Genomic DNA, 21,785 nt, shown 5'->3' on the forward strand with positions numbered 1-21,785 from the left:
GGCCGTCCCCTTCCTACTTGGTCGCCCAGACGACGCCGCCGAGGTCGTGGTGTCCCGCGTGCAGTGCGGCGTAACCCGGTTCACGGAACCCGGCGTCGCGGAGCAAGCGCAGCCACTCCCAGCGGCCGCGGAGACCACCGCGGTCCCACCAGCCGTCGACGGCGGCGAAGAGCAGGTCCAGCGCCCACGGCGTCGCCCCGGCGGTCGGGCTCGTGCCCTCGGCCAGGACGAGCCGTCCGCCATCGGTGAGCATGTCGCGCAGGCGCCGCAGCGCCATCTCCTTGTCGGCGGCGCGGTGCACGGTGTTCGTGGCCACGATGGTGTCGAACATCTCCGGTCCCGGCCCACTGTCCAGATCGTCCGGTCCCGCGTCCAGTACCCGGCCGCGCGTGCGCCCCGACGCGATCACCACTTCCGCCGCGTACTCGGCGTACACCGACATCGGCCAGTCGGCCGGCACGCGGCGCCACTCCTCGAACGGCGCGCCCTCCGCGAGAGCCGGCCAGGCCACGACGAGGGCGTCCAGCGCGTCGTGCGCGGCGGTGCGGGTGCCCGGAAGTGCCTGCCGCGGCGGGGAATGCGCCGCGGTCAACGCCAGTGCCTCGCGGTACACGTGGCGCGCCCGCGCGCACTCCGGCCGCACCGGCGAGGCCAGGATCGCCCGCGCCGCACGGCAGGCGTGGTCGAGCAGCTCCTCGTACCGCAACGCGCTCTCCCGCCGCACGGTGAGCCCGCGCGCCATCGCGTCGCGCAGCGGCTGCCCGTTCTCCGCGGCCAGGAACCCGGAAGACGAGAACACCGCGGGCCGCACCCGCGCGGTCCGGCACACCCCCCGCAACCCTGCCACCGCGCCCACGAGCGCGACTTCGTGGCCCAGCGCGGGTTCCGGCACCGCCACCGCGGCGAACTCCCCGGACAGCCCGGCCGCCCGCCACTCCCCCTCGACGTCCGCCGGGTGCAGCCGCTGCCCGCCGCGCTCGATCAGTTCCGCGGAACGCCCGTGCAGGACCAGGAAACCGTCACGCAGGTCGCCGCGGTCCCCGGTGCGCAGCCAGCCGTCCGGCGTCACCGGGCTCGCCTCCGGGGCGCCCCAGTACCCGCGCATCAGCTCCGGCGCACGGAGCCACACCTCCCCGTCCTCCAGGCGCAGCTCCGTGCCCGGCAACGGCACCCCGACCGGGCCCTGGTGCCGCACGTACTGTTCCCGGAACCCGGCGGCGTCGAGCAGCGGCATGGTGGTGCTGAGGTTGACGGCCTCGGTGAGCCCGTAGGCCTGCCGCAACCGCGGCCCGTACCGGGCGGCGAAGTCCGCGGCCAGTTCCCGCGAGAGCGGCGCGCCGGAGGTGATCACGTACTCCAGGCAGTCCGGCCAGTGCACACCGGCGCGGACCACATCGCGCAGCTGCGCCGGCACAAGCGATGCGGTCTGCGCACCCTCCGCCTCGACCGCCGCGAAGAACGTGACGGGGTCGAACCTCTCGGTCAGCACCAGGGGCGCGTCGGTGAGCCGGGTGCCGACCAGCGACATGACGAGCGCGGTGACGTGGTGCAGCGGCAGCGCGGTGGCGTGCGGGCGGACCGGCGAGAAGCCGTGCAGGGCCGCGGTCCGCGCCGCGTTGCCTGCCACCTCGTCGCGGCCGAGCATGACGCACCGGCCGGCTCCCGGGGTGTGCACGAGGAACGCCAGGCCGGCGGCGTCCGGATGACCGGGCTCGCCGTCGAGCAGGCTCACCCGCGACACGCGGGGCGGCCCATCGACCACCGCGGAGGCTCCGACCGCCGCGGCGACCCTGGCCACCTCGGTGTCCGGCACACGGGCGCGCAATGGAACCGCCACCAGCCTGCGGTCGGCGCAGGCCAGCAGCAGCTCGGCGAACGCGTCGCCGGTCGGGCAGCGCAGCACCACCCGGGCGTTGTCCGGGAGGCCGTCGAGGATCGCCCGCCATGGCTCCACCGCACCCACCCTGGCCGCTCAGGGCCGGCAGTTGCAGAGAGGCGAGTCCCGCCGCGAGGGCGGCCACGCGAGGTGGCGAACAGTCCTAGCCGCGCATGCTCTTGTGCACCAGGGCGTCGCACAGGGCGAGCCAGCTCGCTTCGACGATGCTGCCGTGCACGCCGACCGTGGTCCACTCCTGGTCGCCGTCGCTGGACTTCAGCAGCACCCGGGTCACCGCGTCGCTGCCCGGGTGGCTCGGCAGGATCCGCACCTTGTAGTCCGACAGCTCGACACTGTCCAACCAGGACAGCGACGGCGACAGGGCCTTCCGCAGCGCCGCGTCCAGCGCGTGCACCGGGCCGTTGCCCTCCGCGGTCGCGATCACCCGCTCCCCCGCGACGTGCACCTTCACCGTCGCCTCGGAGATCACCTCCCCGTCGCCGCGGTGGTCCAGCACGACGCGGTAGGACTCCAGCGTGAACGGCGGCTCGGCCGGGCCGTCGACCTCCTCGCGCAGCAGCAGTTCCAGCGACGCGTCGGCGGCCTCGAACGACCAGCCCTCGGCCTCCAGCTCCTTCACCTTCGCCACCACGCTGGTGACCGCGTCAGGCCGGCCGGCAAGGTCCACCCCGAGCTCACGTCCCTTGAGCTCCAGGCTGGCCCTGCCGGCCATCTCGGTGACCAGGACCCGCATGTCGTTGCCGACGGAAGATGGATCGATGTGGTTGTACAGCAACGGATCCACCTTGATCGCGCTCGCGTGCAGCCCCGCCTTGTGGGCGAAGGCCGACGACCCGACGTAGGCCTGGTGGGTGTCGGGTGCGATGTTCGCGATTTCGGCAAGGGCATGGGAGACGCGGGTCAGCTCGGCGGCGCCCCCGGTGGGGAGCACGTCCATCCCGAGCTTGGCCACGAGGTTTCCCGTCACGGCGAACAGGTCGGCGTTGCCGGCCCGCTCCCCGTACCCGTTCGCGGTGCACTGCACGTGCGTCGCGCCGGCCTGCACCGCCGCGATGCTGTTGGCGACGGCGCAGGAAGTGTCGTCCTGGCAGTGGATGCCGAGGCGGAAACCGGTGCGTGCGGCGACTTCCCGCACGGTTTCGGCGATCCCGAGCGGCAGCTGGCCGCCGTTGGTGTCGCACAGCACGACGACGTCGGCGCCTGCGGTGAACCCGGCTTCCAGCACGCGCAGCGCGGTGTCCGGGTCGAAGGCGTAGCCGTCGAAGAAGTGCTCGGCGTCGAGGAACACCCGGCGCCCCTCACCGACCAGGAACGACACGGTGTCGGCGACCATCGCGCAGGCCTCGTCGACGTCCACGCGCAACGCGCGCTCGATGTGGCGGCGGTCGGACTTCGCGACCAGCGTCACCACCGGCGCCCGCGAGTCGAGCAGCGCCCGCACCTGGGCGTCCTCCGCCGCCGTCGTGCCCGCCTTGCGCGTCGATCCGAACGCGACGAGCGCCGCGTGCTTGAGGATCAGCTCCCCGTCCGCGGCGCGGGCGAAGAACTCGGTGTCCTTCGGCAGCGCGCCCGGCCAGCCGCCCTCGATGAAGCCCACACCCAGCTCGTCCAGCAGACGCGCGACGGCGAGCTTGTCCGCCACCGAGTAGGAAATGCCCTCGCGCTGGGCGCCGTCCCGCAAAGTCGTGTCGTACAGGTGGAAGTCGTCACCGAGCGGCAGTCCGGCTGGCTCCGTGCGGGTCACGGTCATCTCCTTGCGTGGTGGAAGGCTTCTCGGGCAACAAAAAAACCTCCCGCGGATGCGAGAGGTCTGCGCGCCAGGTGTCCGATGCGGACACTACCCGGCGCGCCTGCCGATAATGATCACGGCGAAAGAGGAAGCCATGCCCGCATCATGCCACACCGGTGCGCGAAAGGGCAAAAATGCGGCGGAGGCCACCCCCGAAGCGGGGATGGCCTCCACGGCGCGGGAAACGATCAGGCGACCGGTCGCGTGTTCGACGAGACCAGGGCGGCCAGGCGGTCACCGATCGCCTGCGTGGTGCCCGGGTTGGCCTGGTCGCGGGTCGCCAGGTCGAAGGCGACGGACGCCTCGATGCGGCGGGCCGCCTCGCGCTGGCCCAGGTGGTCCAGCAGCAGCGAAACCGACAGCACCGCGGCGGTCGGGTCGGCGATGCCCTGCCCGGCGATGTCCGGCGCGCTGCCGTGCACCGGCTCGAACATGCTCGGGTTGCGGCGCGTGATGTCCAGGTTGCCGCTGGCCGCGAGGCCGATGCCACCGGTCACGGCGGCAGCCAGGTCGGTGATGATGTCGCCGAACAGGTTGTCGGTGACGATCACGTCGAAGCGGCCGGGGTCGGTGACCATGTGGATCGTGGCGGCGTCGACGTGCGAGTAGGAGACCGTGACCTCCGGGTGCTCGAGCGACACCTCCTCGACGATCCGCGACCACAGCGAACCGGCGTGCAGCAGCACGTTGGTCTTGTGCACCAGCGTGAGGTGCTTGCGCGGCCGCTCCTCGGCCCGCTTGAACGCGTCGGACACCACGCGGCGGATGCCGAACGCGGTGTTGACGCTGACCTCCGTGGCGATCTCGTGCTCGGTGTCCTTGCGCAGCAGGCCGCCGTTGCCCGCGTACGGGCCCTCGGTGCCCTCGCGCACGACCACCATGTCGATCTCGGCGTTGCTGTCGGCCAGCGGGCCGCGCACACCCGGGTACAGCTTGGCCGGGCGCAGGTTCACGTGGTGGTCCAGCTCGAACCGCAGGCGGAGCAACAGGCCCCGCTCCAGGATCCCGCTGGGCACGGTCGGGTCGCCGACCGCGCCCAGCAGGATGGCGTCGTGCTGCCGGAGCTCACCGAGGACCGACTCGGGGAGCAGCTCGCCGGTGGCGTGCCAGCGGGCCGCGCCGAGGTCGTAGTTCGTGTACTCCACCGTGGGAGCGACCTCGCCGAGTACCTTCAGGGCCTCGGTGATCACTTCGGGTCCGATCCCATCACCTGGGATCACCGCCAGCCGCATCAGACACCTCCGTCGATCAGGGCCACGAGGCTCGTTCGCACCCGTTTGCCCACATACTCCAGCGACGGCAGGTTACCGGCTGTCGCCAACGAGCCGAAGCGGCACCACCCTTATGACGGAATCTCCCGAGAAGTGAGACACCCGATCGGCGGAGTGGCCCCGGTCGTCAGGGCCGGCTACCCCCGTTCACCCGGATCACGCTCACCCGGTTGCCGTTGCCGTTGTGGTGCTTCAGCGCGAGCAGCCCGAGCACCGTGTCGGCCGACGCCGGGTTGCGCGTGACGTCGAGCGCCGTGCCGGGCTTCGCCGAGTACATCAGCGCGGACCCGTTGGCACCGGCGACCGAGTAGGCCGGCGCGAGCGCGTCGAACGTCATCGGCGTGCCGATGGCGTCGATGAGCCCGTTCTCGCTGCTGGGCGCCACGTAGTACCCGGTGGTGCCGACGGTGTAGCTGATCTTGTGCGAGGCCGCGGCCGGGTCGATGCCCAGCGCCGTGATGCTGACCGGCAGCAGCACGACGTTGGTGTCGAACACGTTGGTGTCCACGTCACCGAGCTGGCCGTTGACCGCCTGGACGTCCACGGTGGGGAAGCCCGCGGCGTTCAGGTCCACGGTGTTGACCAGCCAGACGTCGGTGCCGCTCGCCTTCGCGACGTAGGACTCGAAGTCGGGCACGCCGTCGCCGGTGGTGTCGATGTCGACGAACGGGATCGTGTTGCTGCCCAGGTTCGCCCAGTTGCCCCAGGTCGAGATCCCGAACGCGAGCAACGCCTGGTCGGCGTGGCCCTGCTGCCGCGCCTGCGCGATGGTGGACGCCGCCCCGACGTACTGCAGGTCACCGCCCTTGGCCGTGTCGTTGATCGTGCAGCCGTCGGTCACCCTGCCGCGGCACTCCGGCAGCCGCGGGGACTCGCCCTGCAGCTCCAGCACGCTGACCAGCGACTCGTAGCGCTGGCTCCCGGTGCCCTGGTCGACGCCGCGGCCGGTGAGCGTGAAGCGCGCGGTGTCGGCCGCGAAGTTCAACGACTTCGGGGTGTCGATCGACGACACCGGCTTCGGCGCCGCGTAGACCGGCACGCGCAGCGTCGGCTTGCTCCCGCCGGGCGGCGGGCTGAGCACGACGCGCCCGGAGGCGTCGGCGACGAACTGGCGGGCCATCCCGGCCTGCTCCGTCGCCACCGTCGGGTCGATGACCTTGCGCAGCGCCGTGGGGTCGGTGATCCGCAGCGTGACGCGGACCGACGCGGTGCCGCGCGGCGGCAGCGACACGGACCGGTCGGACAGCTCGTACTGCACGCCGGGCAGGTTGGTGATGCCCTCGTAGGCCACGGCGTAGCGGGCCCAGCTGTCGCCCTTGTTGACCACCTGGATGGTCTTGGTGATCGTCGTCGGCCGGTCCACCTCGACGGTGCCGAAGGTGACGCTGACGGCGCCCCGGTCGTCCCGCGAGTAGGCCAGCACCTGGTCGTTCAGCGCGGCCTGCGTGTCCAGCCGCCCGGCACCGACGCGCTGCGGCGCGTAGGTCTTGCCGTCGGCGACGATGTCGTGCCCGGCGGTGTTCATCACCAGGGCCTTGATCTCCTCGACGGACCAGTCGGGGTGCGCCTGCCGCAGCAGCGCGGTGACGCCGGCGGTCAGCGGCGTCGCCATCGACGTGCCGGACAGCACGGTGCGGTTGTTGCCGCTGCCGCGCAGGGCGGACGAGATCGTGTCACCGGGCGCGGACACGTCCGGCTTGACGGCCGGGCCGCGCACGCCGCGCGAGGTGAACGAGCTCGGGGTGTCCACGATCGCCGGGTCGTAGGTCTGCAGGCTGGCGCGGCCTGCCCCGTACAGGCGGACGGTCAGCGTGCCCGCGTCCAGCGCCGGGCGGATCTGGCTGGTCGCCGACGCGGTGAACTGGAACATGGGGATGGCCGAGTTGCCCGCGATGCCCGCGGCGAAGTGCTCCAGGCTGGACGACAGCAGGACGCCGGTGGCGCCGGCGGCCTGCGCGTTGTTGGCGCGAGCAGCCGAACCGCAGGCGCGGGTGGCGTCGTTGTCGTCCCACTCCAGCCACGCGAACTTGCCCGCGACCGCGGCCTTGTCGGCGTCGGAGTAGGGCGCGCAGCCGTCGGCGTTGGCCGAGGACAGCTTCGCCACCGCCGAGGTGCGGTCCAGGGTGTCGTAGCCGGTGTAGTTCTGGCTGTACTGGCCGCCCTTGGGGCCGGCGACACCGGCCGGGGCGGTCACGTCCGCCGCGTCGCGCAGGACCGACACGTCCCGGCTGGACGCCACGGTCAGCGCCTCGGGCGTGTTGCCCGGCGAGCCGCCGACGTCGTAGAGGTCGCCGCCGTTGCCCTCGGCGATGACCGACAGGACGTTGTTCGCGGCCAGCTTGCGCACGAACAGTGAGTCCGGGTCGTCGGGCGCGCCGAAGTCGCTGCCCAGCGACAGGTTGACGATGTCGAGGTGGTCGTCGAAGTCACCGTCGCCGTTGGGGTCCAGCGCCCAGTCCAGCGCCTGCGACGTGACGTCGGTGGAACCCTCGCAGCCGAACACCTTGATCGCGTACAGCGAGGCCTTGGGCGCCATGCCCGGACCGATCTTCATGGCGTTCAGCGACTCGGCGGTCAGCTTCGAGTAGTCGCCGGTGAAGGTGCTGCCGTCGGCGTTGACGCCGTAGCCGCCGACCGTGCCGGCGACGTGCGTGCCGTGCTCACCGCAGGCGATCGGGTTGGGGTCCGGCTTCGGGGTGTCCGCGCCCTCGGTGCCCGCGTCGTACTCGTCGCCGACCAGGTCGGTGCCGCCGACCACCTTGGCGTTGGGGAACAGCGGCGTCGGCGCGTCCCGGTCGACCGAGTCGTAGGCCGCCTTCGTGCCGGGGCCGCCGAAGTCGGCGTGGGTGTAGTCGATGCCGTCGTCGATGACCCCGACCTTGATGCCGTCGCCGAGGCGGCCGGTCTGCTGCCAGGCGTTGAGCGTGTTGGTCAGCTGCGCGGCGCTGTTGTTGCTACGGGTCTTCGGCACGACCGTGCGGATCGACGCGACGTCCGGGCGAGCGGCCAGTTCGCGGATCTTCGCGGCGTCGGCGGTCACCACGACACCGGACACGGCGTTCGCGGTCGAGTAGAGCACCTCGGTGCCCGCGTCGAGCGAACGCAGCTGGCCGAGCACGGAGTTCACCACCCCGGCGACCCCGGCCCGCGCGTTGTTCGCCGCCTGCCTGGCGCGGTCCTTGCCCGCGCCGCGCTCGGCGTTGAACGCGTCCACCGCGGGCTGCTGGGTCAGCTCGATGAAGGCCGTCGTCCGGCCCGCGGCCGACGCCAGCCGTGGGGACAGCTTGCCCTGCAGGCCGTCCGCGGACACTTTGGCCACGGGTTTGCCCGCCGCCAGCGGCTCGTCCTGGGCCGCCGCGCTGCCCGACGCGAAACCGGTCGCGGCGAGCGCGGCGGCGAAGACGGCGGCGAGCGACCGCCGGGTCGTGTTTCTCATGCTTGTTCGCACCCTCACTCCGATCAAGGCGAGGGTGCGAACTTAGCCGGTGCTCCCGCGATGCGCCTAGAGCGCATCGGAGTAATCCGACTTTGGGAGGTAGTGCGCGTTATGCGAACGTGACGGCGCGGATGGTGCGCGCGCCGACGGTCGCGGCGATCGGCTCCAGCAGGTGGGAGTCCACCTCGCGGTCGACGCGCAGGATCATCACCGCGTCCGACCTGTCGGTGGTCTGGCTGATCTGCGCCGCCTCGATGTTGATCGACGCCTCACCCAGGAGGGTGCCGACGCGGCCCATGATGCCGGGGCGGTCCGGGTACTCCAGGAGCAGCATGTGGCCCTCGGCGCGCAGGTCGAAGTGGCGGCCGTTGACCTCCACCAGCTTCTCCACCTGGTTGTTGCCGGTGACCGAACCCGACACCGACAGCGTGGTGCCGTCGTCGTGCACCGCGCGGACGGTGACCAGGCTGCGCCAGTTCGGGCTCTCCGGCTCGGTGACGATCTCGGTGCGCACGCCGAACTCCTCGGCCAGGCGCGGCGCGTTGACGAACGTGACCTGGTCCTCGACCACGCCGGCGAACACGCCCCGCAGCGCGGCCAGCGACAGCACGCTGACGTCCTCCGACGACAGCTCGCCGCGCACCTCGACGGTGACCGCCGACGGCGCCTTCTGGCTCAGCGCGGCCAGCACGGTGCCCAGCTTCTGGGTCAGCGGCAGGTACGGGCGGACCTCCTCGCCCACCACGCCACCGCTGGCGACGTTCACCGCGTCCGGCACGAAGTCGCCGCGCAGCGCGAGCAGCACCGACCGGGCGACGTCGGTGCCCGCGCGGTCCTGCGCCTCGGCGGTCGAGGCGCCCAGGTGCGGGGTGACGACGACGTTGGGCAGGCCGAAGAGCGGGCTCTCGGTGGTCGGCTCGGTGACGAACACGTCGATGCCGGCGCCGCCGACGTGGCCGTTGCGGATGGCCTCGGCCAGCGCGTCCTCGTCGACGAGGCCACCGCGGGCGGCGTTGACGATGATGACGCCCGGCTTGGTCTTCTTCAGCGCCTCGGCGTCGATCAGGCCCTTGGTCTCCGGGGTCTTCGGCAGGTGGATCGAGATCATGTCGGCCCGCGCGAGCAGCTCGTCCAGGCTGAGCATCTCGACGCCGAGCTGGGCGGCGCGAGCGGCGGGCACGTACGGGTCGTAGGCGACGATCTTGGTGTCGAACGCGGCGAGGCGCTGCGCGAACAGCTGGCCGATCTTGCCGAAGCCGACGACACCGATGGTCTTGCCGTTCAGCTCGACACCGGTGAACTGGCTGCGCTTCCAGGCGCCGCCCTGCAGGCTCTGGTCGGCGGCGGGCACGCGGCGCGCCACGGCGAGCAGCAGCGCGACGGCGTGCTCGGCGGCCGAGACGATGTTCGAGGTCGGGGCGTTCACCACGAGCACGCCGCGCGCGGTGGCGGCGGGCACCTCGACGTTGTCCAGGCCGACACCCGCGCGGGCGACGACCTTCAGGCGCGTGGTGGCGGCCAGCACCTCGGCGTCCACCTTGGTGGCGGAGCGGACCAGCAGCGCGTCGGCGGACTTGACGGCCTCCAGCAGCGCGGGGCGGTCGGTGCCGTCCACGTGCCGGACCTCGACCTCGTCGCCGAACACGGCCAGCGTGGACGGGGCGAGCTTTTCGGCGATGAGGACGACCGGCTTGCTGGGGTTGGTCACGATGGGGCTCCCGTTGACGCGGCTGGGCTCAAACGACGCCCGCGAGTCTAGTCGCGCTGCTCACCGGGCCTGTTAACGGGAGCGCAACCCGGCGGGAACAAGATCGCGGACGCGCAAGCGGAGTGCGGGCTCCGCACCGGTGCCGTGGCTCGCTCCCCACGACCGCATGCGGATGGCCGCCGCCCGCGGGGACTTCACCGGGGTCGGGGCAGCCACCCACCCGGCACCGGAGGGCACACGCCGAGCGCGGTCGTGCGCCGGGCCCTGACCAGTCCGCCGGCCACCCACGCGGGCTGCTACGCCGCGGACGCGCGCGTCACGCACCCCTTCGGTGTCGGGTTCGGGACCAGCACGGACTCACCCCGCTGGACGTCGTCTTCCACCAGGACGCCGATCCCGGGCTGGTGGTCACAACCGCCGTTGTGGCCTTCGCGACCGCGGCCGGGACCCTGCCGGAACTGCTCGCGGCCGCTCAGTCCGCGGTCAGCCCGGCGAGGTCGTGGAACTCGCCGTCCCTCGCGCCGGCCACGAATGCGTCCCATTCGGACGGTGTGAAGACCAGGACCGGCCCGTCCGGGTCGGTCGCCTTGCGAAGCGCCGTGTAGACGAGACCGTCGACGTGCTCGACCTGCGCGAACTCCAGTTCGCCTTCGGTGGCCTGCCACCGCGCCCCGGTGAGATCCAGTTCCTCGCGAACCCGCACCTTGTCGTCCACGTGATCACGGTAACTCCGGGAACGAAAAGGGACCGCCCCGGGGGCGCACCCCGGAGCGGTCCCTTCGCGCCGAAAAATCAGGCGGTCTCGGTGATCGGCCGGTCGACCCACGACATCAGGCCGCGCAGCTTCTTCCCGGTCTCCTCGATCGGGTGCTGCTCGCCGGCTTCCTGCAGCTTGCGGAAGTTGGCCCGGCCCGCCTCGTCCTCGCCGACCCACTCGCGGGCGAAGGTGCCGTCCTGGATCTCGCCCAGGATCTTCTTCATCTCCTCCTTCACCGCGGGCGTGATGACACGCGGGCCGCGGGTGAGGTCGCCGTACTCGGCGGTGTCGGAGATCGAGTAGCGCATCCGGGCGATGCCGCCCTCGTACATGAGGTCGACGATGAGCTTCAGCTCGTGCAGCACCTCGAAGTAGGCGATCTCGGGCGCGTAACCGGCCTCGGTCAGCACCTCGAACCCGGTCTGCACCAGCGCGGAGGCGCCACCGCAGAGGACGGCCTGCTCACCGAACAGGTCGGTCTCGGTCTCCTCCTTGAAGGTGGTCTTGATGACCCCGGCGCGGGCGCCACCGATGGCGGCGGCGTAGGACAGCGCGAGCGCCTGCGCGTTGCCGGAGGCGTCCTGCTCGACCGCGATCAGAGCGGGCACGCCCTTGCCGTCGACGAACTGGCGGCGGACCAGGTGGCCGGGGCCCTTCGGCGCGACCATCGCCACGTCCACATTGGCCGGCGGCTTGATCAGCTCGTAGCGGATGTTGAAGCCGTGGCCGAAGAAGAGGGCATCGCCGTCCTTCAGGTTCGGCTCGATGTCCTCGCTGTAGATGAAGCGCTGCTTGGTGTCCGGCGCGAGGATCATGATCAGGTCGGCCTCGGCGGACGCCTCCGCCGGGGTGAGCACCCGCAGGCCCTCCTCCTCGGCCTTCGCGCGCGACTTCGACCCCTCCGGAAGACCGATGCGCACATCGACCCCGGAGTCGCGCAGGCTCAGCGCGTGCGCGTGGCCCTGGCTGCCGTAACCGATCACGGCGACCTTGCGACCCTGGATGATGCTGAGATCGGCGTCGTCGTCGTAGAAGATTTCGACTGACATGAGGGGAACTGATTCCTTTCGGTTCTAAAACTTCAACGGGGCGCGGAGGCGGTGATCGACCGGGGACCCCGGCCGACCGCGACCATGCCGGACTGCACGATCTCACGCACGCCGTACGGCTCCAGCATGCGCAACAGGGCACCGAGCTTGTCACCGGTGCCGGTGGCCTCGATGGTGAGCGCCTCGGGCGACACGTCGACCACCTTCGCACGGAACAGCTGGACGGTCTCGAGGACCTGGCTGCGCACGGTGGCATCGGCCCGCACCTTGACGAGCAGCAGTTCGCGCTGCACCGACGAGACGGGCTCGAGCTCCACGATCTTGATGACGTTGACCAGCTTGTTGAGCTGCTTGGTCACCTGTTCGAGCGGTAGCTCCTCAACGGCGACCACGATCGTCATCCGGGACACCTCGGGGTTTTCCGTGGGCCCGACGGCGAGGGACTCGATGTTGAAACCGCGGCGGGAGAACAACCCGGCGACTCTGGCGAGCACCCCGGGGACATTCTCCACCAACACGGACAGCGTATGCCTGGTCACTGCGAAACCTCGTCGTCCTCGAACAGCGGGCGGATGCCGCGCGCGGCCATGATCTCGTCGTTGCCGGTCCCGGCCGCAACCATGGGCCAGACCTGGGCGTCCTTGCCGACCACGAAGTCGATCACGACCGGGCGGTCGTTGATCTCCATCGCGCGGCGGATGACGTCGTCGACCTCGTCCTTGGTCTCGCACCGCAGGCCTGCGCAGCCCAGCGCCTCGGCCAGCAGCGTGAAGTCCGGGATCCGGTGCTTGTGGGTGCCGAGGTCGGTGTTGGAGTACCGCTCGGCGTAGAACAGGTTCTGCCACTGGCGGACCATGCCGAGGTTGCCGTTGTTGATGACGGCGACCTTGATCGGCGCGCCCTCGATGGCGCAGGTGGCCAGCTCCTGGTTGGTCATCTGGAAGCAGCCGTCGCCGTCGATGGCCCACACCTGCTTGTCCGGCACGCCGAACTTGGCGCCCATCGCGGCGGGCACCGCGTAGCCCATGGTGCCGAGGCCACCGGAGTTGAGCCAGGTGCGCGGGTTCTCGTACTTGATGAACTGCGCGGCCCACATCTGGTGCTGGCCCACGCCCGCGGCGTAGACGGCGTCCGGGCCGACGATCTGGCCGATGCGCTCGATGACGTACTGCGGCGACAGGGTGCCGTCGGCGGGCCACTCGTAGCCCGCCGGGAAGGTCTGGCGCCACGCGTCGATCTGCGTCCACCACGGCGCCAGGTCCGGCTCGCCGATGCGGTCGGTCTCGGCCTTCACCGCGTCGATCAGCTCGGTGATGATCTCCGCGCAGTCCCCGACGATCGGCACGTCGGCCTTGCGGTTCTTGGAGATCTCGGCCGGGTCGATGTCGGCGTGGACGACCTTGGCCTCCGGCGCGAACGACGACAGCTGACCGGTCACCCGGTCGTCGAACCGGGCGCCGAGCGCGACCAGCAGGTCGGCGCGCTGCATCGCGGCGACCGCGGCGACCGAGCCGTGCATGCCGGGCATGCCCAGGTGCTGCTGGTGCGAGTCGGGGAACGCGCCGCGGGCCATCAGCGTGGTGACCACGGGGATGCCGGTCAGCTCGGCCAGCTCCTTCAGCTGCGCGTGGGCCTGCGCCTTGATCACGCCGCCGCCGACGTAGAGGACCGGGCGGCGCGCCTGCGCGATGAGCCGCGCGGCCTCGCGGACCTGCTTGCCGTGCGGGCGCAGCGTCGGCCGGTAGCCGGGCAGGTGCAGCTCCGGCGGCCAGGAGAACGAGGTGGTCTCCTGCAGGACGTCCTTGGGGATGTCGACCAGGACCGGGCCGGGACGGCCGGTGGAGGCGAGGTGGAACGCCTCGGCGATCACGCGCGGGATGTCGATGGGGTCGGTGACCAGGAAGTTGTGCTTGGTGATCGGCATCGTGATGCCGCAGATGTCGGCTTCCTGGAACGCGTCGGTGCCGATCAGCGGCCGGGTCTGCTGGCCGGTGATCGCGACGACCGGGACGGAGTCCATGTTCGCGTCGGCCAGCGGGGTGACCAGGTTGGTCGCGCCGGGGCCCGAGGTCGCCATGCACACGCCGACCTTGCCGGTGGCCTGCGCGTACCCGGTGGCCGCGTGCCCAGCGCCCTGCTCGTGGCGGACGAGGACGTGCCGCACCTTCGTCGAGTCCAGGAGCGGGTCGTACGCAGGCAGGATGGTGCCACCCGGAATGCCGAAGACCACCTCGACGCCCATCGCCTCGAGCGATCGCACCAGCGACTGCGCGCCGGTCACCCGGACCGGCGTGCCTGCGGGCGGGGCTGGCTTGGGGCGGTTGCCGAGCTGGGCCGGCGACGCGGCGGCCGGATTCGCTCCGGGTTTCGTTTCCGATCGCGACGTGGCGCTTGTCATCAGTTCTGCCTCGTGGGTCTCGTGGGGCTTCTCGTCGGGTGGTGGGGTTCGGGCTGGCGTGGGCAACAAAAAACCCCCGCCGACCTTTCAAGGTCGCACGAGGGTCGCGCGTCGACGCAGGTGGGTTCGATGGTCCCTACGCGTCGACGCGCGGGGGAAGTACGAGGCCAATCTGCGGGTTCACGGCGCTGACGTTAACGGGTCTTGTCGAACAGTGTCAACTCTGCGGGACGGTGATCCCGGATACTGGGCACACCCGGCCGTGGCGTCCCGGCGGGCGGGAGGCACCATGGTGGCGTGGCCGAAACCGAGCAACAGGGCCGGAAGGCGATCTTCCGCGTCCCGCTGATCTCCCTGCTCGCCGTCGTGTTCCTGGCGGTGTGCATGATCCCCGCCGCGTTCGCCGACGTGCCGGGGCTGTGGCTGATGTACGTCGTCCCGATCGGGTTGTTCGTCTTCGTGGTGCGCACCCGCACGGTCGCCTCCGCGCGCGGCCTGGACGTGCGGACGGTGTTCGGCCACCGCGAGATGCCGTGGTCCTCGCTCAAGGGGCTGGCGATCAACGACAAGGCCAAGGTCCGCGCGGTGCTGACCGACGGCAGCGAGGTCCCGCTGCCGTCGGTCCGCACCCGCCACCTGCCGGTGATCTCCCTGGTCAGCGAGGGCCGCATGAAGGACCCGAGCGGCCTGACCGACGACCTGGACGAGACCACGGACGAGGCGTCGGACTAACGGGCCCAGTCCTCGACGCGGGCGCCGGCGCGGAACCGCAGCGCCGGGTCGGTGTACCGGGCTTCCGGCACGTCGTAGAGGGCGTCGAGCGACGCGCGCTGCCCCGCGTAGGCCGGGACGTAGGCGGCCAGTTCCGCCTCGCTCGCCGTGATCCCGGCCGCGTCGAGCAGGCCGCGCACCATCGTCAGGTCGTCCATCGTCTCTCCTTTCAGGCGGCGGCCACGCCGGCCGGCCGCGGCACCCGCAGGTGCCAGTCGGTGCTCTGCTGGAACGCGTCGCCCGCGCGCAGGATCGCCGCTTCGCCGAAGGCGGGACCGGCCAGCTGCAGGGACAACGGCATCCCGTCCGCGGTGAAACCCATCGGCACGGCCAGCACCGGGTTGCCGACGCTGTCCCAGTACGGCGTGAAGATCAGCGAGAACAGCTCGCTCACGTCGACTCCCCCGCCGGGTGTGGTGATGCTGTCGAAGGTCGGGGCGCCGACCGCGGCCGTCGGCGCGGCGATCACGTCGACCGTCTCGAACAACCGGGCCAGCGCGTCCTGCGCCACCCGGCGCACCCGCTGGGCCTGCACGTAGTCCGCGCCGGACGCCATCGCCCCGGTCACCAGCATCGCGCGCGTGGCCGCGTAGTAGTCGCCCCAGCGGCCGGCGAGGTCGTTACGGTGGTAGGCCAGCGCCTCGCAACCCATGGTCACCATGTCCGCGGTGATCATCTCGTGCCAGTACGGCAGCGTGACCTCGACGACCGTCGCGCCCTGCTCGGCGAGCACCGCGACGGCCGCGTCGAACGCGCCGGTCAGCGCGGGATCCGCGTGGTCCGGGAAGTGCCCCTCGCGCACCACGCCGACGCGCAGGCCGGACAGGTCGCCGTCGAAGGCGGGCGCGCTGAACGGCGCGTCCACGCAGTCCGGGTCGCTGGTGTCCAGACCGGCCAGCACCTCCAGCACCGCGGCGCAGTCCCGCGCGGAGCGCGCCAGCGGTCCGATGTGGTCGAGGCTGTAGCCCAGCGGCACGCACCCGGACTTCGGCACCCGGCCGAACGTCGGCATCAGGCCGCTGACCCCGCAGAACGCGGCCGGGATGCGGATGCTGCCCGCGGTGTCGGTGCCCAGCCCGGCCAGGAACATCCCGGCCGCGACCCCGCTGCCGGTGCCGGAGCTGGACCCGCCGGGCCAGGTGTCCGGGTTCCACGGGTTGCGCGGCACGGGGAACGGCTTGGTGTCGTCCGGCATCCCGCAGGCGAACTCCATCGTCGAGGTCTTGCCCGTGATGACCGCGCCCGCGGCCTTGAGCCGGGCGACGACGGGCGCGTCCCGGCCCGCGCCCCACGCCGGGTCGAGCACCAGGCTTTGCGCGGTCGTCGGGCCCTCGGCCATCGCGATGATGTCCTTCACGCCGAACGGGATCCCGTGCAGCGGGCCGCGGTCCACACCGCGGGCCAGTTCGGCGTCGGCCTCAGCGGCGCGCTCGAGCGCGTAGTCGTCGAGCCGGTGCAGGTAGGTGCCGATCTCCGCGTCGTGGCGGTCGGCGGCCGCGATGGCCGCTTCGGTGAGCGCGACGGACGTGGTGGCGCCGGCCCGCAGCGCGGCGGCGGCGTCGGTGACGGTGTGGATCATGCTTCCCTCCCGGGGACTCGGGTGCCGCGCGAGACGAACCGGAACCGGTCGGCGCGGGTGTGGATGAAGGCCAGGTCGAACAGGCGCCCGGCGGGGTCGGCGATGGTCTGCTCGGTGACCAGGACGGGCGCGCCGGGCGCGATGCCGAGCACGGCGGCGACGAGCGGGTCGGCGGGCTCGGCGCCGATGATGAACTCGGACTGTCCGAACTCGACACCGGCGTCGGCCATGAGCGCGTACCAGTCGGTGACGAACGGGCAGTCCCGCAACCGCGCGGCCTCCGGGAAGAGGGCGTAGTTGGTGGCGAGCCAGACCGGCTCCTCCTGGTGCAGTGCGACGTACTCCAGGCGCAGGCACGGGGTCCCGGCAAGCACGCCGAGCCGGTCGGCGACCACGGCGGGCGCGGCGATCTCGGAGCGGTCGAGCAGCCGGGGCCGGGTGCGGCGGTTGAGCAGGCTGTGCTGGTCCGGGCGGATCACGCCGTGGGCTTCGACGAGCCGCTCGTCGGCGGGCCGGACGACTGCGTGCGTGCCGATGCCCTGGACGCGCTCGATCAGCCCCTCCGCGCGCAGCAGGGAAAGCGCTTCCCGGACGGTGGCGCGGGACGCGCGGTGCGCCGCCATCAGCTCGGCCTCGCCAGGCAGCTGCCCGTCGGGGTAGCGGCCACCCTGGACGGCCGCGCGGAGCATGTCCCGCAACCGGCGCACCTCGTGACCCCGCTGTGCCGCACTCCTCATTCCCGGGGACGCTAAGGAGCGTCGTTTGCCGCTCGGTCTCCACGGCATCACCGCCGTGTTACCGCTGCTCACGCGGCCTCCGGGAGAGCACCGAAGGTGAAGCCGCCGCCGATCGAGGCGATCGCGGCGAACCCGATGTCGCGCATGATCTCGACGCCGATCTCGTGCTGCCGCCGGGTCATCGCCGCGCAGCAGTCCTCGAGCAGCGTGACGCGGTAGTCCCGCATGAAGGCCGCGCGCACGGTGGACTCGACGCAGATGTTGGTCACCACGCCGCAGACCACCAGTCCGGTCACGCCGAGCCCCTGGAGCAGCGGATCCAGCGAGGTCCACAGGAACGCGTCGAACCGGGCCTTGTCGACCACCAGGTCCGCGGCCGTGCAGCCGAGTTCGTCGACCACGTCCGCGTCCCAGGTGCCCACCTCCAGGCCGTGCAGCTCGGCCAGCCCGCCGGACAGCTCGGCCAGCCGGGGACCCTCGTCCACGCGACCGGGCCGGTAGACGTGCCGGGTGAAGACCACCGGCACGCCCGCCTCCCTGGCCCGCGCCACCGCGGCCGCGGTGTTCGCCACCGCCGCCGCCGCGCCGTCCAGTTCCCGGCCCAGCCGCGGCAGCGAGCCGTCCGGGTGGCAGAACCCGTTCTGCACATCCACCACCAGCAGTGCGGTGCTCATCAGGCGACCTCCAGTTCCTTGTCGGGGGCGAACTTCGGCATGCCGAGCGGCACGGAACCCTTGGGCGGCCGCCACGCGCTGGGCTTGCAGGCGTCCCGGCAGGCGGCCTCGGTCGAGCAGCACAGGGAGCAGATCGTGCCGCCGTGGAAGGGGCAGGTCGCCATGTCCGCGCGGTCGTAGCTGCCCGCGCACACCGAGCACGGCAGCTCGTCTCCGGCGGGCAGCACCGACTCGCGGGCGACGTACCAGCGTCCGCGGGTGGCGGCGGCCACGACCGGCGGCAGGACCACCGCGACGCCCAGCGCGATGAACGGCGACAACGCGGCCGCTGTCGGGCCGAACGCGCCGTAGTAGGCGACCATCGACACGGCGCCGGCGACGATCATCGACCCGAACCCGACGGGGTTGACGTGGTAGAGGTGCGCGCGGTGGAACACCAGCTGCGGCGGGGCCAGCTTCAGCCACTTCTTGTTGATCACCAGGTCGGACACCATCGCCGCGATCCACGCGACGCCGACGTTCGAGTACCAGGCGAGCACCTCGACGATGTGGCTGAAGATGTCGATCTCCATCAGCGCCAGGGACAGCCCGACCTGCAGGAACACCCACGCGGCGCGCCCGGGGTGGCGGTGCAGCAGCCGGGAGAAGAAGTTCGACCAGGACAGCGACCCCGAGTAGGTGTTCATGATGTTGATCTTGATCTGGGACAGCAGCACCAGTACCCCGGCGAGGACCAGCGCGACGGTGTGGTTCCCGGTCAGCCGCTCGTAGACGGCGGTGAACAGGTCCACCGGCACCCCGACGTGATCGGCGCCGATCTTCGTCGAGGCGTACCCGACCAGCAGCGTCGAGGCGAAGAAGATGCCCACCGCGAACAACGCGAAGCCGGGCCCGCCCATGATCACCGCGAGCCGCCACCGCCCCCGCCTGCCGGGTTCGGGGTCGGGCATCAGCCGCAGGTAGTCGCCCTGCTCCCCCACCTGGGTGGCCAGCGACAGCTGCGCGGCGGCGATCGTGAACACCGCGAGCACGGTCATCCCGGCCAGACCGGACGGCGACACGGTCGCCGGGTGGACCATGTTGTGCCCGGCGTCCGGCGCGGTCGCCGCGGTGCCCAGCGCCAGCCCGATCAGCGCGATCCAGACCGGCCACGTCCAGGCCTGGAACTTCGCGCTGAACGTCATCCCGTACAGGGTCAGCGGGATCATCACCGCGGACACCACGACGTAGGACAGGTGGATGTCCAGCCCGGTCAACGCGGTCACCGCCTGCGCCATGATCGCGCCCTCGTAGGCCAGGAAGATCAGCGTGTAGGTGGCGTAGACCAGCGAGGTCAGCGTGGATCCGAGGTAGCCGAAGCCGGAGCCGCGGGTCAGCAGGTCGATGTCCACGTGCCCGCGGGCGATCGCGAACGCGATCACCAGGGTCAGCGGCAGCGTCACGGCCGCGGCGACCAGGAAGCCGGTGAGCGCGTTGGCGAAGCCGAACGCGTCGACGAACGCGGCGTCGAGCGCGTAGCCCGCCATCGCGGAGATGCCGACGAGGCAGGACAGGAACACCATCCACGGCGACCACTTCCGGAACGCCGCCGGGGTGTACCGCAGTGAGTAGTCTTCCATTTCCGGGTTGTCAGCGAGGCCCATATCCGATCCCTTCGCTCGGGTGCGGCGAAAGTTAGGAATCGCGTATTTCGGCCGCGTATCCGACGGCATTGCGCCCGGTTACGCCGCTTCTCACTCTCCGGACACCGCGCTGACCTGCGGTTTTCGTCACGCGGGGAGGTGATGCGCCGAATTCGGTGTGGGATGGGCCGCCGGTTGATCGGGACGCGCGGGACCCGGCGTAATCTGGCTGGCATGCCTGCTCTGCGCTCCCGAACAACCACCCATGGCCGCAACGCCGCGGGCGCCCGGTCCCTCTGGCGGGCCACCGGGCTGACCGACGGCGACTTCGGCAAGCCGATCGTCGCGATCGCCAACTCCTACACCCAGTTCGTGCCCGGGCACGTGCACCTCAAGGACCTCGGTGACATCGTGGCCGGGGCGATCCGCGAGGCCGGTGGCGTGGCGCGCGAGTTCCACACGATCGCGGTGGACGACGGCATCGCCATGGGGCACAGCGGCATGCTCTACTCGCTGCCCTCGCGCGAGATCATCGCCGACTCGGTCGAGTACATGGTCAACGCGCACCAGGCCGACGCGCTGGTCTGCATCTCCAACTGCGACAAGATCACCCCGGGCATGCTGAACGCCGCGATGCGGCTGAACATCCCGGTGGTGTTCGTGTCCGGCGGCCCGATGGAGGCCGGCAAGGCGGTGGTCGTGGACGGCGTCGCGCACGCGCCGACCGACCTGATCACCAGCATCTCCGCCTCGGCGAACCCCGCCATCGACGAGGACGGGCTGTCCATTGTGGAGCGGTCCGCGTGCCCGACGTGCGGGTCGTGCTCGGGCATGTTCACCGCGAACTCGATGAACTGCCTGACCGAGGCGCTGGGCCTGTCGCTGCCGGGCAACGGCTCGACGCTGGCCACGCACGCCGCGCGCCGCAAGCTGTTCGAGGACGCCGGCCGCACGGTCATGGAGCTGTGCAAGCGCTGGTACGGCGAGGACGACGACAGCGTGCTGCCGCGCTCGATCGCCAACCGCAAGGCGTTCGAGAACGCGATGGCGCTGGACATGGCGATGGGCGGCTCGACCAACACGGTGCTGCACATCCTGGCCGCGGCGCAGGAGGGCGAGGTCGACTTCACGATCTCCGACATCGACGAGATCGGCCGCCGCGTGCCGTGCCTGTCGAAGGTCGCGCCGAACTCCGACTACCACATGGAGGACGTGCACCGGGCCGGCGGCATCCCGGCGATCCTCGGCGAGCTGAACCGGGCCGGGCTGCTCAACCGGGATGTCACTGCTGTGCACTCCTCTTCGCTGGAGCAGTGGCTGTCCACGTGGGACATCCGCGGCGGGTCGCCGTCGCCGGAGGCGATCGAGCTGTTCCACGCCGCGCCGGGCGGGGTCCGCACCACGGAGGCGTTCTCGACGTCGAACCGGTGGACCGAGCTGGACACGGACGCGGCCAACGGCTGCATCCGCGACATCGAGCACGCCTACACCAAGGACGGCGGGCTCGCGGTGCTGCGCGGCAACCTGGCCGAGAACGGCGCGGTGATCAAGTCCGCGGGCATCGACGAGGAGCTGTGGCGGTTCCAGGGCCCGGCGCGTGTGGTCGAGAGCCAGGAGGAGGCCGTCTCGGTCATCCTGAGCAAGAAGATTCAGCCGGGTGAGGTGCTCGTGGTCCGCTACGAGGGTCCGGCAGGCGGCCCTGGCATGCAGGAGATGCTGCACCCGACGGCGTTCCTCAAGGGCGCCGGGCTGGGCAAGAAGTGCGCGTTGATCACCGACGGCCGGTTCTCCGGCGGCTCGTCCGGGATCTCGGTCGGGCACATCTCGCCGGAGGCCGCGTCGGGCGGCACGATCGGCCTGGTCCAGGACGGCGACCAGATCCTGATCGACGTACACGAGCGGAAGCTGGAGCTGCTGGTGGACGCCGACGTGCTGGCCGAGCGCCGGGCGAAGATGGAGGCCTCGGAGCGGCCGTGGCAGCCGGTGGAGCGCCAGCGGCCCGTGACCGCGGCCCTGCGCGCCTACGCGCGGATGGCCACCTCCGCCGACACGGGCGCGGTGCGCGACCCGAACAAGTAGGCCTGACGACGAAGGGCC

Annotated in this window: 16 protein-coding genes; 2 read left to right on the forward strand and 14 right to left on the reverse strand. The window is 71.5% G+C overall.

Going from position 1 to position 21,785, the window contains the following annotated elements:
- Positions 1–13: 13 nt before the first annotated feature.
- The 9 genes from AMYTH_RS50405 to AMYTH_RS0120635 all read right to left on the reverse strand — a co-directional run bounded on the left by AMYTH_RS50405 (position 14) and on the right by AMYTH_RS0120635 (position 14,305).
- A complete protein-coding gene (locus AMYTH_RS50405) occupies positions 14–1,954 on the reverse strand; it encodes an AMP-binding protein (protein WP_037323965.1) in 1,941 nt (646 codons plus the stop codon).
- 85 nt (positions 1,955–2,039) lie between these two features.
- The gene (cimA, locus tag AMYTH_RS0120600; protein ID WP_027931904.1) at positions 2,040–3,641 is read right to left on the reverse strand and encodes a citramalate synthase; all 1,602 of its coding nucleotides are present in this window, start codon (positions 3,639–3,641) and stop codon (positions 2,040–2,042) included.
- 233 nt (positions 3,642–3,874) lie between these two features.
- Positions 3,875–4,918, reverse strand: a complete 1,044-nt coding sequence (locus AMYTH_RS0120605) for a 3-isopropylmalate dehydrogenase (RefSeq protein ID WP_020421964.1) — start codon at positions 4,916–4,918, stop codon at positions 3,875–3,877.
- Positions 4,919–5,084: 166 nt separating this feature from the next.
- Positions 5,085–8,393: a S8 family serine peptidase gene (locus AMYTH_RS0120610; protein ID WP_027931905.1), complete on the reverse strand. Its 3,309-nt coding sequence runs from the start codon at positions 8,391–8,393 to the stop codon at positions 5,085–5,087.
- 109 nt (positions 8,394–8,502) lie between these two features.
- Entirely contained in the window at positions 8,503–10,101 is a 1,599-nt protein-coding gene (gene serA / locus AMYTH_RS0120615; protein WP_027931906.1) for a phosphoglycerate dehydrogenase, read from the reverse strand.
- Positions 10,102–10,573: 472 nt separating this feature from the next.
- On the reverse strand, positions 10,574–10,816 hold the full coding sequence (locus tag AMYTH_RS0120620) for a DUF397 domain-containing protein (protein WP_027931907.1): 243 nt from the start codon (positions 10,814–10,816) through the stop codon (positions 10,574–10,576).
- A 77-nt stretch (positions 10,817–10,893) separates the two neighbouring features.
- Positions 10,894–11,907 carry a ketol-acid reductoisomerase gene (gene ilvC / locus AMYTH_RS0120625; protein WP_017987460.1) on the reverse strand — a complete coding sequence of 338 codons (1,014 nt, stop codon included), beginning with the start codon at positions 11,905–11,907 and terminating at the stop codon, positions 10,894–10,896.
- 32 nt (positions 11,908–11,939) lie between these two features.
- The gene (ilvN, locus tag AMYTH_RS0120630) at positions 11,940–12,446 is read right to left on the reverse strand and encodes an acetolactate synthase small subunit (protein WP_027931908.1); all 507 of its coding nucleotides are present in this window, start codon (positions 12,444–12,446) and stop codon (positions 11,940–11,942) included.
- Positions 12,443–14,305, reverse strand: coding sequence for an acetolactate synthase large subunit (locus AMYTH_RS0120635; RefSeq protein WP_037322625.1), 1,863 nt, complete (start codon positions 14,303–14,305; stop codon positions 12,443–12,445). The genes ilvN and AMYTH_RS0120635 overlap by 4 nt, the downstream gene beginning before the upstream one ends.
- 297 nt (positions 14,306–14,602) lie before the next feature.
- Here AMYTH_RS0120635 and AMYTH_RS0120640 point away from each other — a divergent pair, with 297 nt between their 5' ends.
- Complete coding sequence (locus tag AMYTH_RS0120640) at positions 14,603–15,037, forward strand: PH domain-containing protein (protein ID WP_017987457.1); 435 nt, start codon at positions 14,603–14,605, stop codon at positions 15,035–15,037.
- Here the strand turns inward: AMYTH_RS0120640 and AMYTH_RS0120645 are convergent.
- The 5 genes from AMYTH_RS0120645 to AMYTH_RS0120665 all read right to left on the reverse strand — a co-directional run bounded on the left by AMYTH_RS0120645 (position 15,034) and on the right by AMYTH_RS0120665 (position 19,685).
- Positions 15,034–15,234, reverse strand: coding sequence for a hypothetical protein (locus tag AMYTH_RS0120645; protein ID WP_027931910.1), 201 nt, complete (start codon positions 15,232–15,234; stop codon positions 15,034–15,036). The two genes, AMYTH_RS0120640 and AMYTH_RS0120645, sit on opposite strands and share 4 nt — an antisense overlap.
- An 11-nt stretch (positions 15,235–15,245) precedes the next feature.
- Positions 15,246–16,655 carry an amidase gene (locus AMYTH_RS0120650; RefSeq protein WP_027931911.1) on the reverse strand — a complete coding sequence of 470 codons (1,410 nt, stop codon included), beginning with the start codon at positions 16,653–16,655 and terminating at the stop codon, positions 15,246–15,248.
- The gene (locus tag AMYTH_RS0120655; protein WP_228684885.1) at positions 16,652–17,392 is read right to left on the reverse strand and encodes a GntR family transcriptional regulator; all 741 of its coding nucleotides are present in this window, start codon (positions 17,390–17,392) and stop codon (positions 16,652–16,654) included. The genes AMYTH_RS0120650 and AMYTH_RS0120655 overlap by 4 nt, the downstream gene beginning before the upstream one ends.
- Positions 17,393–17,460: 68 nt before the next feature.
- Positions 17,461–18,066 (reverse strand): cysteine hydrolase family protein, encoded by a 606-nt coding sequence (locus tag AMYTH_RS0120660; protein ID WP_027931913.1) that lies wholly within the window; start codon positions 18,064–18,066, stop codon positions 17,461–17,463.
- Entirely contained in the window at positions 18,066–19,685 is a 1,620-nt protein-coding gene (locus tag AMYTH_RS0120665; protein WP_228684887.1) for a purine-cytosine permease family protein, read from the reverse strand. Before AMYTH_RS0120665 ends, AMYTH_RS0120660 begins: the two co-directional genes overlap by 1 nt.
- Positions 19,686–19,922: 237 nt before the next feature.
- On the opposite strand from AMYTH_RS0120665, the gene ilvD reads away from it, so the two are divergent.
- A complete protein-coding gene (gene ilvD / locus AMYTH_RS0120670; protein WP_027931915.1) occupies positions 19,923–21,767 on the forward strand; it encodes a dihydroxy-acid dehydratase in 1,845 nt (614 codons plus the stop codon).
- The last annotated feature ends 18 nt before the right edge of the window (positions 21,768–21,785 follow it).

The sequence above is a fragment of the Amycolatopsis thermoflava N1165 genome, assembly GCF_000473265.1.
Lineage (GTDB): Bacteria > Actinomycetota > Actinomycetes > Mycobacteriales > Pseudonocardiaceae > Amycolatopsis_E > Amycolatopsis_E thermoflava.

Coding starts and splice junctions, on each gene's coding strand:
- AMYTH_RS0120655 (WP_228684885.1), bottom strand. CDS start 17,392: ATGAGGAGTGCGGCACAGCGGGGTCACGAGGTGCGCCGGTTGCGGGAC.
- ilvC (WP_017987460.1), bottom strand. CDS start 11,907: ATGTCAGTCGAAATCTTCTACGACGACGACGCCGATCTCAGCATCATC.
- AMYTH_RS0120660 (WP_027931913.1), bottom strand. CDS start 18,066: ATGAGCACCGCACTGCTGGTGGTGGATGTGCAGAACGGGTTCTGCCAC.
- AMYTH_RS0120605 (WP_020421964.1), bottom strand. CDS start 4,918: ATGCGGCTGGCGGTGATCCCAGGTGATGGGATCGGACCCGAAGTGATC.
- AMYTH_RS0120650 (WP_027931911.1), bottom strand. CDS start 16,655: ATGATCCACACCGTCACCGACGCCGCCGCCGCGCTGCGGGCCGGCGCC.
- AMYTH_RS0120635 (WP_037322625.1), bottom strand. CDS start 14,305: ATGACAAGCGCCACGTCGCGATCGGAAACGAAACCCGGAGCGAATCCG.
- AMYTH_RS0120665 (WP_228684887.1), bottom strand. CDS start 19,685: ATGGAAGACTACTCACTGCGGTACACCCCGGCGGCGTTCCGGAAGTGG.
- AMYTH_RS0120610 (WP_027931905.1), bottom strand. CDS start 8,393: ATGAGAAACACGACCCGGCGGTCGCTCGCCGCCGTCTTCGCCGCCGCG.
- AMYTH_RS0120645 (WP_027931910.1), bottom strand. CDS start 15,234: ATGGACGACCTGACGATGGTGCGCGGCCTGCTCGACGCGGCCGGGATC.
- ilvD (WP_027931915.1), top strand. CDS start 19,923: ATGCCTGCTCTGCGCTCCCGAACAACCACCCATGGCCGCAACGCCGCG.